The sequence below is a fragment of the Pseudomonas sp. Irchel s3a18 genome (assembly GCF_900187535.1).
GTDB lineage: Bacteria > Pseudomonadota > Gammaproteobacteria > Pseudomonadales > Pseudomonadaceae > Aquipseudomonas.
Genome location: NZ_FYDV01000012.1, coordinates 25,078 through 39,097, shown reverse-complemented (window position 1 = coordinate 39,097; position 14,020 = coordinate 25,078). Strand labels below are relative to the sequence as shown.

The window sequence follows — 14,020 nt, the reverse complement described above, 5'->3', positions numbered from 1 at the left end:
CCGAGTATTAATATCGGTGGCGTTCAGCACGGGTTCAGATTCAGGCCGTAGCCCCCCTCGCGGGCAAGCCCGCGAGGAGTTGATACCTCAGGAAGTGGCGGCGTCGGGCTTGTGTGCGACAAAGCGCATCATCCACTCCGCAACGGTCGTGCCATGGTGGTCATGGGCCAGGCTGGCCACGCCCTGCTGGTAGATCTGCTCGCCAAGGTTCTGCTGACGGATGTCCAGCAACGCCCGCGAGTAGTCGTGAATGAACTCCGGATGCCCCTGGAAGCACAGCACCTGGTCGTTGATGTGGTACGCCGCGTACGGGCAAAAATCGCTGGACGCGATCACCGTGGCGTTTTCCGGTAGCGCGGTGACCTGGTCCTGGTGGCTGATCAACAGCGTCAGCTCTTCCCTCACCGGGTTCATCCAGGGCGCCTTGGCCGCCAGTTTGTAGTTGTGGGTGCCAACGCCCCAGCCCTGAGTTGCCCGCTCACTCTTGCCGCCCAGCAACAGGGCCAGCAGTTGATGACCGAAGCACACGCCCAGCAGTTTGTCGCCGCGCTCATAGCGCGTCAGCAGGTAAGTCTTGAGGGTCTGGATCCAGGGATCGGTGCCAAACGAATCGGCCTTGCTGCCGGTGACCAGATAAGCGTCGAAACTCAGCTCGTCGCTTGGGTACTGGCCCTGCATTACGTTGTAGACCGTGAACTCGGCAGCGATGGGTTGCTGCGAAAACAGACGCTGGAACATCTGCCCGTAACCCTGATATTGATCGACCAGTTCCGGACGCAGGATGTCGGTTTCCAGAATGCAGATGCGTAACGACATAGAAAGTACCTGACACGATAAAGGCAATAGCGCACACACCAGAGCCTGCCTTGAAACCCGGGGTCAAGGCAAGCCCGGCGCATGCCGCTAACCGGTCAGAATCGTTCGCCGCTGGCCGCTTTTTCCAGCAACAGGGCCGGCGGTGTGAAGCGCTCGCCATATTGTTGTGCCAGATACCGGGCGCGGGCGACGAAGTCTTGCACACCGTACTGGTTGATGAACTGCAGCGCGCCACCCGTCCAGGCGGCGAAGCCGATGCCGAAGATCGAGCCGATGTTCGCGTCGGCGGTCGACAGCAGCACGCCCTCCTCCACGCAGCGCACGGTTTCGATGGCCTGTACGAACAGCAGGCGATCACGCACGTCCTGTGGCGAAATCTGCCCGTCAGCCTGCTCGAAACGCGCTTTGAGTCCCGGCCACAAGTGCTTCTGGGCACCCGCCGGGTACTCGTAGAAACCGCCACCCGCCGCCTTGCCCGGACGCTTGTACTCGTTGAGCAGCAGATCGATCACGGCAAACGCCGGATGCTCCGTCAACGGTTTGCCTTCGGCTTGCAGGTCCTTGGCAGTCTGCTGCCGGATGTGGCTCATCAGACTAAGGGAAACCTCGTCGGAAATCGCCAATGGACCAATGGGCATTCCGGCCTTGCGCGCTTCGGTTTCGATCATCGGCGCCGCTATGCCTTCGCCGAGCATGGCGATCCCTTCGTTGGTAAACGTGCCGAACACCCGCGAAGTGAAGAAACCCCGGCTGTCGTTGACCACAATCGGGGTTTTCTTGATCTGCAGGACGAAATCGAAACCACGGGCCAGGGTTTCATCGCTGGTGTTGGCACCCTTAATGATCTCCACCAGTGGCATTTTTTCCACCGGACTGAAGAAATGCAGACCGATGAATTTCGACTGATCCGGGACCGCGGTCGCCAGGCCGCTGATGGGCAAGGTCGAGGTGTTCGAGGCGATCACCGCGTCCGTACCGACGACACTTTGCGCGGCCGACGACACGCGGGCCTTGAGTTCACGGTCTTCGAATACCGCCTCGATGACCAGGTCGCAACCGGCCAGGTCGGTATCCTGCTCGGTGGTCTGGATCCGCGCCAGGGTGGCGTCTCGTTGCTCGGCGCTCAGTTGACCACGGGCAACTTTCTTGTCCAGCAACGCCGCCGAATGAGCCTTGCCCTTCTCGGCCGCCGCCAGGCTGATGTCCTTGAGCACCACGTCTATCCCGGCCACTGCGCTGACATAGGCAATCCCGGCGCCCATCATGCCGGCACCCAGCACCCCGAGCTTTTTCGTCACGTGCGGCGCAAACCCTGCTGGGCGCGAACCACCGGCGTTGATTTCGTTGAGCTGGAACCAAAAGGTGCCGATCATGTTTTTCGCCACCTGGCCGGTGGTCAGTTCGGTGAAATAACGGGCCTCAATCAACTGCGCGGTGTCGAAATCAACCTGGGCGCCCTCGACCGCCGCACAGAGGATTTTCTCTGGCGCCGGCATGCAACCCTGGGTCTTGCTGCGCAGGATCGACGGTGCGATGGCCAGCATTTGCGCGACTTTAGGGTGCGATGGCGTGCCACCCGGGATTTGGTAGCCCTTCACATCCCAACGCTGCACCGCCGCCGGGTTGGCGAGAATCCAGGCCCGGGACTTGGCCAGCAATTCAGCATGATCCGCCGCCAGTTCATCGACCAACCCGGCTTGCAGGGCTTGCGACGGTCGGACTTTCTTGCCTTCGAGCAGGTAAGGCAGCGCCTTTTCCAGGCCCAGCATGCGCACCATGCGCACCACCCCGCCACCGCCCGGCAGCAGGCCGAGGGTCACTTCCGGCAACCCGATCTGCACCGAGCCGTGGTCCAGGGCCACACGGTGATGGCAGGCCAGGCAGATCTCCCAGCCACCCCCCAGCGCTGCACCATTGATCGCCGCTACCACCGGTTTGCCGAGGGTTTCCAGGGCGCGCAACTGGCCTTTAAGCTGCAGCACACTGTCGTAGAAGGCCTTGGCTTCAGGCTTGCCAACCTTGATCAGTTCGTTGAGATCGCCGCCGGCAAAGAAGGTTTTTTTCCCGGAGGTGATGATCACCCCGGCGATGGAATCCTTGTCGGCCAACAAACGCTGGACGCAGTCGGCCATGGCCTCGCGGTACACCGCGTTCATGGTGTTGGCGCTCTGGCCCGGCATGTCGATGGTCAGGACCACAATCCGGTCCGGCCCCTTTTCGTAACGAATGGCATCAGTCATGAACAGGTTTCCTTGAAGTCGGGGGCTCAGTAGCGTTCGATGATGGTGGCAATGCCCATGCCGCCGCCCACACAGAGGGTTGCCAGGCCGTAACGTTGCTGACGCACTTCCAGCTCATCGAGCAAAGTGCCGAGAATCGCGCAGCCGGTGGCGCCCAACGGGTGGCCCATGGCGATAGAGCCTCCGTTGACGTTGACCCTGGCCGGATCAATGGCCATGTCCTTGATGAACTTGAGCACCACCGAGGCGAAGGCTTCATTGACCTCGAACAGGTCGATGTCCTCTACCCGCAGCCCGGCCTTGGCCAACGCCTTGCGGGTGGCCGGCGCGGGGCCGGTGAGCATGATGGTCGGGTCGGTGCTGGTGACGGCCGTGGCGACGATTCGCGCTCGCGGCTGCAACCCCAGTGCCCGCCCACAGGCTTCGGAGCCAATCAGCATCAGTGCCGCACCGTCGACAATCCCGGAACTGTTGCCCGGTGTATGCACGTGGTGGATGCGCTCCACGTGGCTGTAAACCCGCAACGCCGTGGCATCGAAGCCCATCTGCCCGATCATCTCGAAACTCGGCTTGAGCTTGCCCAGGCCTTCGAGGGTCGAGTCGGCGCGGATGAACTCGTCGTGATCGAGCAGGACAATGCCATTCTGATCCTGTACGGGCACCAGGGACTTGCTGAACGAGCCGTCTGCCCGCGCCCGTGCAGCCTTCTGCTGGGAATGCAGGGCAAAGGTGTCGACGTCATGCCGGCTGAAGCCCTCGAGCGTGGCGATCAGGTCGGCGCCCACGCCTTGCGGGGTGAAATGGGTGTGCAGGTTGGTCTGCGGGTCCAGCGCCCAGGCACCGCCATCACTGCCCATCGGCACGCGGGACATGGATTCGACACCGCCGACCACCACCAGGTCCTCGAAACCGGAGCGCACTTTCATCGCGCCGAGGTTCACCGCCTCGAGGCCCGACGCGCAGAATCGGTTGATCTGCACCCCGGCGACGCTGACATCCCAGTCCGCCACCAGCGCCGCGGTCTTGGCGATGTCGGCACCCTGGTCGCCCACCGGCGTGACGCAGCCCAGCACGATGTCATCGACCTGGCTGGTGTCGAGTTGTGTACGCTGCTGCAAGGCCCCCAGCAGGCCGGCCACCAGGTTCACCGGTTTGACACCGTGCAAGGCGCCATCCGCCTTGCCACGGCCACGGGGCGTGCGTATTGCATCGAAAATCAAAGCTTGGGTCATGACATCCTCGTACTGCCGGGCAGGTAAAAGATCAGCGAGTCCTCACCTTAGGCCCAGCAGCGGCGGATTCAATGACCGAAGCGCTCAACGGCCTTGACGGTCACGCTCAGACGGACGGTAGTCTGCTATCGGATTAACCGTTTCAGGTCACCGAACTGTCTAGCAAAAGGGCGGCAAAGCAGCTGGCAATAGGCCTCATGCTTTTTAGTAGCGATTTGTACTTGTTTGATACGAAATGGATCTAAACCACAGTCGGCGTGGCCCCTAAGGTAAAACGTACGAGGTTGTCGTCGGGTTTTGCCGAGGCACCCGTGATGAAGGGAATTACAGCGCTTTGCCGTCATGGAGAAATGCAGGCAAGCATTCGACGCTCAGGAAATAACAAAAAAAGGCGGTCAGCCATGTTCAAACAATCGAAAGTGCGTCAAGCCGGGCTCATTCTATTCGCCACCACGCTGCTGCTCATTTTGCCGAACCTGACCAAGGTCATCGGATAATCGGGCAGGATTATTTGCGGTACCTTTCTGAAAAAACCGAAGTGCTCGCTTTCCGGCTCCGTGTGCGTGTGCCAACCTTGGCGACATGACCACAACCGGATGGCGATCACTTGAGAGCGCTTCTTTTGCTTGGGGCCTTGCTGCTCAGCACGCCCTTGTATGCCGCGCAACTGGTGCTCGACCTGGGCAGCGGCAGTCGTACCTGGAAAACCGAGGAACTGCTCAAGCATCCTCGGGTGCAAACCATCACGATCGCTGACGACGTCTCCTACAAGCGCACCATGCGTTATCGCGCGGTGCCGCTGGCGGCGTTATTGATCGGCGTACAGGCCAGCGACCATGTGCAGGCGGTGGCCCTGGACGGTTTCGCCGCCGAACTGTCGGCAGCGCCCTTGCTCGGCATCACCGGCGCACGGGCGTGGCTGGCGATCGAAGACCCGGCCGAGCCGTGGCCGGCATTATCGGAGGGCAAACCGGGCGCCGGTCCGTTCTACCTGGTGTGGACCGACCCTGAGGCCGGGCATATCAGCCCCGAGCAGTGGCCTTTCCAGGTGGCCCGCATCCAGCGCCTGGCTCCGGTCGCACAACGCTTCCCTGCCCTGCTGCCGGATCCCGCGCTGGCTACCAGTGACCCGGTGAACCGGGGCTTCGCGCTGTTCCAGAAGAACTGCCTGGCCTGCCATCGCCTCAATGGCGCTGGTGATGCGCAGTTCGGCCCGGACCTGAACATTCCCTACAGCCCGACCGAGTACTTTGGCACGGACTTCCTCAAGCGCTATATCCGCGACCCGCAAAGCCTGCGTCAATGGCCACAGGCGAAAATGCCGGGGTTTTCGGCCAGTGTATTGACCGATGAGGAGCTGACGATGCTGGTGGACTATCTGAAGCATATGGCGGGACGGAAGGTGACACCGTAACGGCAAATGAAAACGGCCGACCCTGAGGTCAGCCGTCGCTGAGTGTTGTCGCTGTTCATAGTGTTATGCGAGTAGCCCTCGTACCTCCTGCTTGACGCCCCAACCCTCGATAATGCCGCCCAATGGCCCGACCACCGCCTCGAAGTCCTGTTCGAAATCACCGATACCGCCATAGGTGGCGTACATCACCTTGCTCAGCTCCAGATGCCAGGCGCCGTCGTCGCGCACACTGATCTGTGCATTCAAGGATTCACCGCGAAAATGTCCTGCCGCCCTGCGCGCCCGCTCCTCGTCCGGGAAAATGGCGTAGAACTCGATGGGATGGAACCGGGAAAAATCAAAACCGCCTTCTTTCATGCGGCGCAGCACGCTGCTGCTGATGTCTTCTTGATAGGCTGTGCTCATGAAACGTCCTCCTTAAACCATGGATAGACTTTCCGTACTCCCTGCGCCCGCAACCGAATGGTGAGAGCGATACGGCAAGAAAATGCCGCCGGGAAACAAGCATGTAGCTGACAAGACCAGACCTTAGCGATCCATTCGCTGATCTCGATTGCAGAGTAGCCTCAAGTCAGAGCGCCTGCCAAGGCCTGGTTGCGGGAAGGGTTCAAGAAATCAGGGAGATGCTGAGGATTTGGATGCTGTTCTGCTCTTTCAGGCTTTTGAGCGTGGGATCCTCGATACGCCCCTCCAGATCATTGAGGTCCAGTTCAGCCGGGACCGGGAGGAGTCTGGTGCGGATCAATTGCGCCGCCTTTTCCATATCAGGCTTTTGCTCACAGTCAAAATGCTCGACGGTTTGCACACCATGATTATCAACGAAGGTGATTTCCCACTTTTGCATCGGTGCCTCCTCGATAAACCCCTCATATGGGCTTACTACCATCTCGACACCGAATCGCCGGCAATCGTTCCCGCTGCCGACGGCGATAGGAGCGAACGTGCTCGCTCCTACCTCCCAGTCCTCACTTCTCGGCGCGCTCTTTCAGGGACTTCAAGGTATTGAAGGGCGCATCGACCACGAACTTGTTGGCCACCATCGCCGGCACGCTGCCACCCGGCTCGGTATGCACCTGATAGGTCACTTCGACTTGATCGCCTTTGGGGACAAACTTCCAGAACCCCTTGACCTGGGCGACCCGGACAAAGCCTTTTTCTTCGGGAATGTACTTCGGCATACCTTCAAGGTTACGGGTCAGGCTGCCATCGGCGCTCTCGACGGTAGTGACCTGCAGTACCGAGTCACGCGGGGTGACCGGCCAAGGTGTATTGAACTGGGTGTAGGTCCAACTCTGATCGCCTTCGTGCTTGAGCAGTTTCTGGGTCTTGCACTCGTGAATCCAGGAACAGGCGCCTGACACGTCATCCTGCAGTGCGCGCAGCTTGGCGACGGTGGTCTTCATCAGGGTGACCCCCTGATAGGACTTGTAGTCGGAACCGGGTATTTCACTCAGGGAGATCTTGATGCCATCTTCGTTCTTGGCGACCGTCCAGCTTTCGGCCTGAGCGGCGGTCGAGGCCAGTACGGCGGTCAAACCACACAACACAGCGATACGATGCAGCGAACCCATAGTCTTATTCCTTATTGTTGAAGTTCCGTTCGTTGAACACACTACGCCGCCGTCATTTGCTCCCACCAACCGAGCAACCTGATCGCCTCTTCACTGCTGGCACCACAGACTTCAACATCCGCCTGAAACGAACCGCACACTGCGGGTCGTTCGGGCTGGCCGAAAATGCTGCACAGATTATCGACAGACAGTTGCACACAGCGTTCTCCCGCAGCCTTGCCATTTGGCATGCCGGGAATCGGGGTACTGATGGAAGGGGCAATGCAGCAGGCGCCACAGCCTTCTCGGCATTTCATGACGTCAAGCTCCTCGCGACGGCTAATGTGTTGAATGACATGGGCTAGAGTAACCGCTAAAACAGTCGTTTGAAATTGGCTCGATCGCGGTTTTTCACGCAACTGCGCGTGACCGGTCAGTCGTGCGACAAAGTGCCGGGGTGCGGGGTCACACCGTTCACTGATTGAACTGAAATTCCAGCGCCGCGCCCTCGACTTCCCGCCGATCCTCATTGCGCATCTGCAATTGCAGTTCGTTGGTAATCAGCCGGCCATTGAGCTGAAATTTGCTTTCTTCCTTGGGTTTTTCACCAAACAGCGGCGGCAGCAAGGGGGCTCGCCTGACCAGAGGCAGGCTGCCAATCGGCTGCAATTGCCTGACCATATCGGATGGCAGACTCAAATCCACATTGGCCGATGGCAGCTCGGTGGTCCTGACCACCTCACTGGCGGCCCTGGATTTGGAGGCAATAGGCGGGCGCTCTTTCTGCGGTGCCGGTTTCTTCGCCACATGCGCCTGGTTCACCGGCTCAACCGTCGTTACAACAGGGTTCACGGTACTTTGCGCAGCGGATGCCGCCAGCGCCTCGTCCGGGCTCAAGACACTCAACAGGCAAGCCAACACCAGACCAGCAGGAAAAATCGCGTTCATGACCCTACAGCACTAACGGCAGAGGGCCATATGCTCGCTTGTTGCAAGGTCGCTGACAAGCGCCCATCGCGATTGACCCGGTCCGCCCCCTCAAAAGCCGCTGGCGGTTTCCTGGCAAAGCTGGGTGGCAAGCATGCCGAGCGTCATCAGCGCGCGCTCGGCCTCACGGTTCCAAGGCGTCCCGCAATTGAGGCGGATGCAGTGGTTGAACTGCTCGGTGTTGCTGAAGATCAGCCCTGGCGCGATGCTGATCCCCTGCTGCAGCGCCCGCACATGCAGTTCCTGGGTATTGACCCGCCCCGGCAGGCTGACCCACAGGATGAATCCGCCCGTGGGCCGGGTCATCTGCGTGCCTTCCGGAAAATACTGCTGCACGGCCAACTGGAAGGCGCTGAGGTTCTTGCGGTATTCCTGGCGAATGTAACGCAGGTGCCGATCGTAACCGCCGTTCTCCAGATAAGCCGCGATCCCCATCTGCGTCACGCTGCACGCCGAGTGTGTGCTGAAGGTCTGCAAGCGCTGGATTTCCTGCTGATACTTGCCGGCAATCATCCAGCCGATGCGCACGCCCGGCGACAAGGTCTTGGAAAAGCTCGAGCAGTAGATCACCCGATCCAGCCGGTCATAGGCCTTCAGGGACTTGGTGCGCCCCTGCTCGAACATCAATTCGCCGTAGATATCGTCTTCGACCACCTGGATATCGAAATCCGACGCCAGACGCAGCAGTTGTTTCTGCCGCTCTTCGGGCATGGTGCCGCCCAATGGGTTGCTCAGGCGCGTGGTCAGCACCAACGCCTTGATCGACCACTGGTTGGCGGCCAGCTGAAGCGCTTCCAGGCTCATGCCCGTGGCCGGGTCGCTGGGGATCTCGATCACCTTGAGCCCGAGCAGGTCGGCCAGTTGCAACAAACCGTAGTAGGTCGGCGACTCCGCGGCGATCAAGTCGCCGGGACGGGTCAGTACCCGCAGGGACATCTGCAAGGCATCGACACAGCCGTGGGTAATCACCACTTCGCTAGGATCGACCACCACCCCGGCATCGCGCATGCGGATCGCCACCTGGCGCCGCAGCGGCTCGAAGCCCGGGCTGAACATGTAACTGAACGCCCGCGGGCTGTGAAAGCGCGTGACCTTGGCCAATTGCTGGTGCAGCGCCCGCACCGGCAGGTAGTCGACACTGGGCACCGCGGCCCCTAGCGGGAACACCCCTTCGCGGCGCGATTCCACCAACACTTGCTGGATGATGCTGCTGCGGGTCACCAGACCAGGACGCTCGACACGGGCGATATCCGGGGTCGGCGCTGTCAGTGCCGGTGTCTGGTGCACGTAATAGCCCGATTGCGGACGCGCGCGAATCAGCCCCTGATCTTCGAGATTGGCATACGCCTGAAGCACGGTCGCATGGCTGACATTGAGCTGCGAACTCATCTTGCGTACCGAGGGAACGCGTTCGCCGGGCTGATAGACGCCGCGCCGGATATCCTCAGCGAGCTGCTGAGCGATACGTTGATAGAGCAAAAGATTGGTCATGACGCAGCACTCGATTTCACGGGCATTTTATTCTTGTGTGAAACACTACCGGAACAGTTTGGAAGTGTACTGGGACAGTTACTACAATAGTCGACCATATAGTGCAGTGTCAGCAAAAACTGTACTGTTTTGTGGAGCCTTTCGCAGGCATAAAAAAACCCGGCACCTCTGAGGGGGCCGGGTTTTCCAGTGACGCTGACCTTAGCGGGCGGCGCCTAGCTGGCCTTTTTCATCGGAGAAGACAATTTCAACCCGACGGTTCTGCGCGCGGCCGCGCTCGGACGCGTTGGCCTCTACCGGGTATTCATCGCCGTAGCCTTCGACCTGAATGCGTTTATCGTCAATCCCCAGGTCCATCAGCATGTTCGCCACCGCCTGGGCGCGATCGCGGGACAGTTTACGGTTCTCCTGCTTGCCTCCCGTGCTGTCGGCGTAGCCCTCGATGCGGACCACGCGCTTGGGATTGAGCTGCAGGAACTGGACGATCTTCAATACGGTACGGTTGGCCGAACTCTTCAGCTCCGCCTCACCGGTGTCGAACAACACATCCCCGAGCGTCATCACCAGGCCGCGATCGGTCTGGGTGGTCGCCAGGCTGATGATTTGCTCCTCCAGCCATTTGCCCTGTTGCTGCACACTGAGCAACTTGGCTTCGCGCAACGCCAGTTGCAGGCGCTGACGCTCCAGCTCAAGCTTGGCCGCCCGCTCCTCATTGAGCACTTTCTCGCTGTGCTGGCGGGCAATTTCGCTGTAGCGCTGACTCAGGTAGGCGTAGTGCTGCACATCGGCACCACTGCCCCAGTAGCTGGACAGGCGATCGGCCCGCGCCAGGGACTCACCGGCACGAATCACGTCTTTGGGGGCAATGCGCAATACGTTCGAGTCTTCCTTGACCTTCTGGAAGTCAGCGCTGGCCTGTTGCAACGCAACGTCACTGTGCTGGCCCGCGCAACCGTAAAGGCCGACCAACAACACCCCACCCAATACTCCGCTCTTCAGGTTCATTGGGCGTCTCCCAGCTGCTTGCGCAGGCGAGCGATGCGGGTATTGAGCACGTTGAGTTGTTCCTGGCTTTTCAGGGTCAGGACCTTGGCCTCTGCCAGGCGCGCATCCAGCTCGGCCTGTTCGGCCTGCATACGGGCATCCTTGAACGACTGATCGGCCATATCGGCCTTGGCCCGGGTGTACTTGTCTTCAGCCAGTTTCAGCTCAGGCACTTCCCCGGCGGTTGCCCCGACGGCGGCAGCCTGTTCCAGGGCCTGCCCGGTCAGACGCATTTGTTCATTCGGCGCCGGATCGGCTGCACAACCCGCCAGAGCCGTAACGGCCAGGGCAGCGAAAAGAGGTCGAATAGTCACTAAAAATCCCTACTGTTTTGGGGTGCTGACGGGCTGTTTCAAATGTGCTTTCCAGCGCTCCAGATTGCGCTGTAGCACAGCCTCCGTCAGACCGGACGCGGGCAATTCTGTCATCTTTTTGGCCAACTGTCCGCGCAACCATGGATCGTTGCAGGCCGAGTTGTGAGAAATGGCCAGGAACAGCCCTGGTTTGTCGATCGGTTGTGGGTCAGCCTGCACATCGTTGGCGATGCTCAATGTCTGTGCCATGGCCATCCCGGCATAGCGTCCGGCCAGGACGTACTCCACTTCACCCAACACCAGCTTCTGAAAGGCCTGGGTCAGGTTTGGCGTACTCACCAGGGTCAATTGCGACCGTGCGAACGCCTCGAAGGCCTGGGTCAACCGCGCCTGTTGTGACACCGCGCCCATGTGCCCGCTCAAGTCCTTCGCCTCGATGTAGTCCAGGGTCGAGCCATTGCGAGTCCACACCAGGTAGTCGTTGCCTGCCAGCGCAGGATGAATGTAATCAAGCGACTCCAGCTGCTGGGTCATCAATGACGCGTCCGCCAGCATGTCGATGCGTCCGCTGCGCACCTCCTCGATTGCCTGTGAGCGCTTGCCGGCGTAGCGCAGCTCGACGGTGAGCCCCAACTCCCCCGCCACCTGCTGCAGCAGGTCGGCGTTGCTGCCGATCAAGTGCGCGGGATCCTGCGGGTCCTGCCACAGATACGGTGGCGCATCCGGGCTGCCGGTCACCACCAGGCGTTCGCACTTGCCGGCTGCGACCGACAGCGCCGGCCATAACAACAGGCTCACCAGCATCGACCAACCGCTCAAGCGATGCATCTCCATGGCATGTTTCCCCACTCTGTAAATCGCAGACAATAAAAAACCCGGCCAGAAGGCCGGGCTCTTTATAAGTGAAGCCGCTGGATTAGACCAGCTTCTCCAGCTCAGGGATGGCTTCGAACAAGTCCGCCACCAGGCCGTAATCGGCCACCTGGAAGATCGGCGCTTCTTCGTCCTTGTTGATCGCAACGATCACTTTGGAGTCTTTCATGCCGGCCAGGTGCTGGATCGCGCCGGAGATACCGACGGCGATGTACAGCTGTGGTGCAACGATCTTACCGGTCTGGCCGACCTGCATGTCGTTGGGTACGAAACCTGCGTCGACCGCGGCGCGGGAAGCGCCAACAGCAGCGCCCAGCTTGTCGGCCAAGGCGTACAGGTGTTTGAAGTTGTCACCGTTCTGCATGCCACGACCGCCGGAAACGACGATCTTGGCAGCGGTCAGCTCCGGACGATCGGACTTGGCCAGCTCTTCGCCAACGAAGTTGGAGGTGCCAGCATCGTGAGCAGCAGCAACCGCTTCAACAGCAGCCGAACCACCTTCAGCGGCAACCGGGTCGAAACCGGTGGCACGCACGGTGATCACTTTTACGGCGGCGTTGGACTGCACGGTAGCAATGGCGTTACCGGCATAGATCGGGCGCTTGAAGGTATCGGCGCTTTCAACCGAGATGATCTCGGAGATCTGGTCAACGTCCAGTGCAGCGGCAACGCGCGGCAGGATGTTTTTGCCGTTGGAAGTCGCGGCAGCCAGGATGTGGCTGTAGCCAGCGCCCAGCTCGGCCACCAGCGGCGCGACGTTTTCCGGCAGCTGGTGAGCGTAAGCCGCGTTGTCGGCGACCAATACTTTGCTCACACCAGCGATTTTTGCAGCGGCTTCAGCCACCGCGCCAACGTTCTGGCCAGAGACCAGGACGTGGATGTCGCCACCGATTTTCGCAGCGGCAGCCACGGTGTTCAGGGTGGCCGGGGCCACAACCTTGTTGTCGTGTTCAGCGATTACCAAGATAGTCATAATTAGATTACCTTCGCTTCGTTTTTCAGTTTCTCGACCAGTTCAGCCACCGACTTGACCTTGATACCCGCGCTGCGTGCAGCCGGCGCTTCGACTTTCAGGGTCTTGTTGGTGGAGGCGGTGGAAACGCCCAAAGCTTCAGGAGTCAGCACTTCAAGCGGCTTCTTCTTGGCTTTCATGATGTTTGGCAGGGACGCGTAGCGCGGCTCGTTCAAACGCAGGTCGGTGGTAACAATGGCCGGCAGTTTCAGGGAAACCGTCTGTGCACCGCCGTCGATTTCGCGCGTCACGGCAACGGAGTCGCCAGCGACTTCGACTTTCGAGGCGAAAGTGCCCTGACCGTAGCCGCTCAAGGCAGCCAGCATCTGGCCGGTTTGGTTGTTGTCGCTGTCGATGGCTTGTTTGCCAAGGATCACCAGCGAAGGCTGTTCCTTATCGACAACCGCTTTCAACAGTTTGGCAACGGCCAGAGAAGTCAGGTCTTCGGCGGATTCGACGAGGATGGCGCGGTCGGCACCCAGAGCCAGCGCGGTGCGCAGTTGCTCTTGAGCGGTGGACGGGCCGATGGAGACGACGACGATTTCAGTCGCAACACCTTTCTCTTTCAGGCGTACGGCTTCTTCCACTGCGATTTCGCAGAAAGGGTTCATCGACATCTTGACGTTAGCGAGATCGACGCCGGAGTTGTCCGCTTTGACGCGAACCTTGACGTTATAGTCGACCACTCGTTTGACAGCTACAAGAACCTTCATGGATTCCTCGTTACTCTCCGGTGAAAAGAAAGTCGCCTAGGCGAACCTGGCGGTTGATGCTCAACGGCGCAAGGGCACCTCTAAAAACGCCGGCATGTGAATGGGTGACCCTGCTCACGAGAGGGATGACCGTTCGTCAGCGACGACTGATCGGCCAGGTCTTTTCGCAGCGTGTAAACTTCGCACCGAACCCTCGTTGCGCGTCACCTTGTACAGCCTTCGCCCTGTCTTTAGAGGTGCTCTTGAAACCAACAGTCAGCCTACGGCGAGCGCAAAACCGCCCGTATCTTGACCGGAACGCCTATTCTGGTCAATACGGCAAAATGGTCAGTTA

General features: G+C 60.1%; 15 protein-coding genes. 1 reads left to right on the top strand and 14 read right to left on the bottom strand.

Annotated features, from left to right (window positions below):
• Nucleotides 1–87 precede the first annotated feature (87 nt).
• The 3 genes from CKW29_RS17025 to CKW29_RS17015 all read right to left on the bottom strand — a co-directional run bounded on the left by CKW29_RS17025 (nucleotide 88) and on the right by CKW29_RS17015 (nucleotide 4,288).
• Nucleotides 88–816, bottom strand: a complete 729-nt coding sequence (locus CKW29_RS17025; RefSeq protein WP_095143714.1) for an amidotransferase — start codon at nucleotides 814–816, stop codon at nucleotides 88–90.
• A 95-nt stretch (nucleotides 817–911) separates the two neighbouring features.
• On the bottom strand, nucleotides 912–3,056 hold the full coding sequence (locus CKW29_RS17020; protein WP_095143715.1) for a 3-hydroxyacyl-CoA dehydrogenase NAD-binding domain-containing protein: 2,145 nt from the start codon (nucleotides 3,054–3,056) through the stop codon (nucleotides 912–914).
• 26 nt (nucleotides 3,057–3,082) lie between these two features.
• Entirely contained in the window at nucleotides 3,083–4,288 is a 1,206-nt protein-coding gene (locus CKW29_RS17015) for an acetyl-CoA C-acetyltransferase (RefSeq protein WP_095143716.1), read from the bottom strand.
• Between the two features lie 607 nt (nucleotides 4,289–4,895).
• On the opposite strand from CKW29_RS17015, the gene CKW29_RS17010 reads away from it, so the two are divergent.
• Nucleotides 4,896–5,702: a cytochrome c gene (locus CKW29_RS17010; RefSeq protein ID WP_095148861.1), complete on the top strand. Its 807-nt coding sequence runs from the start codon at nucleotides 4,896–4,898 to the stop codon at nucleotides 5,700–5,702.
• Between the two features lie 63 nt (nucleotides 5,703–5,765).
• Here CKW29_RS17010 and CKW29_RS17005 read toward each other — a convergent pair whose 3' ends face one another.
• The 11 genes from CKW29_RS17005 to CKW29_RS16955 form a co-directional block, all read right to left on the bottom strand.
• The gene (locus tag CKW29_RS17005; RefSeq protein WP_095078845.1) at nucleotides 5,766–6,107 is read right to left on the bottom strand and encodes a ribonuclease E inhibitor RraB; all 342 of its coding nucleotides are present in this window, start codon (nucleotides 6,105–6,107) and stop codon (nucleotides 5,766–5,768) included.
• Nucleotides 6,108–6,309: 202 nt separating this feature from the next.
• Entirely contained in the window at nucleotides 6,310–6,546 is a 237-nt protein-coding gene (locus tag CKW29_RS17000) for a hypothetical protein (protein WP_095143718.1), read from the bottom strand.
• Between the two features lie 121 nt (nucleotides 6,547–6,667).
• Nucleotides 6,668–7,273: an START domain-containing protein gene (locus CKW29_RS16995; protein ID WP_095143719.1), complete on the bottom strand. Its 606-nt coding sequence runs from the start codon at nucleotides 7,271–7,273 to the stop codon at nucleotides 6,668–6,670.
• A gap of 41 nt (nucleotides 7,274–7,314) precedes the next feature.
• Nucleotides 7,315–7,569 (bottom strand): YkgJ family cysteine cluster protein, encoded by a 255-nt coding sequence (locus CKW29_RS16990; protein WP_095143720.1) that lies wholly within the window; start codon nucleotides 7,567–7,569, stop codon nucleotides 7,315–7,317.
• Nucleotides 7,570–7,726: 157 nt separating this feature from the next.
• Nucleotides 7,727–8,200: a translation initiation factor 2 gene (locus CKW29_RS16985; RefSeq protein WP_095143721.1), complete on the bottom strand. Its 474-nt coding sequence runs from the start codon at nucleotides 8,198–8,200 to the stop codon at nucleotides 7,727–7,729.
• A 90-nt stretch (nucleotides 8,201–8,290) separates the two neighbouring features.
• The gene (locus CKW29_RS16980) at nucleotides 8,291–9,730 is read right to left on the bottom strand and encodes a PLP-dependent aminotransferase family protein (protein WP_095078841.1); all 1,440 of its coding nucleotides are present in this window, start codon (nucleotides 9,728–9,730) and stop codon (nucleotides 8,291–8,293) included.
• A 201-nt stretch (nucleotides 9,731–9,931) separates the two neighbouring features.
• The gene (locus tag CKW29_RS16975; protein WP_095078840.1) at nucleotides 9,932–10,735 is read right to left on the bottom strand and encodes an OmpA family protein; all 804 of its coding nucleotides are present in this window, start codon (nucleotides 10,733–10,735) and stop codon (nucleotides 9,932–9,934) included.
• Nucleotides 10,732–11,088 (bottom strand): DUF4398 domain-containing protein, encoded by a 357-nt coding sequence (locus CKW29_RS16970; RefSeq protein WP_095143722.1) that lies wholly within the window; start codon nucleotides 11,086–11,088, stop codon nucleotides 10,732–10,734. The genes CKW29_RS16975 and CKW29_RS16970 overlap by 4 nt, the downstream gene beginning before the upstream one ends.
• A gap of 9 nt (nucleotides 11,089–11,097) precedes the next feature.
• Entirely contained in the window at nucleotides 11,098–11,922 is an 825-nt protein-coding gene (locus tag CKW29_RS16965) for an ABC transporter substrate-binding protein (protein WP_095143723.1), read from the bottom strand.
• Between the two features lie 82 nt (nucleotides 11,923–12,004).
• Nucleotides 12,005–12,934, bottom strand: a complete 930-nt coding sequence (locus CKW29_RS16960; protein WP_095148860.1) for an electron transfer flavoprotein subunit alpha/FixB family protein — start codon at nucleotides 12,932–12,934, stop codon at nucleotides 12,005–12,007.
• Nucleotides 12,935–12,936: 2 nt separating this feature from the next.
• Entirely contained in the window at nucleotides 12,937–13,686 is a 750-nt protein-coding gene (locus tag CKW29_RS16955) for an electron transfer flavoprotein subunit beta/FixA family protein (RefSeq protein ID WP_095143725.1), read from the bottom strand.
• Between the last annotated feature and the right edge of the window lie 334 nt (nucleotides 13,687–14,020).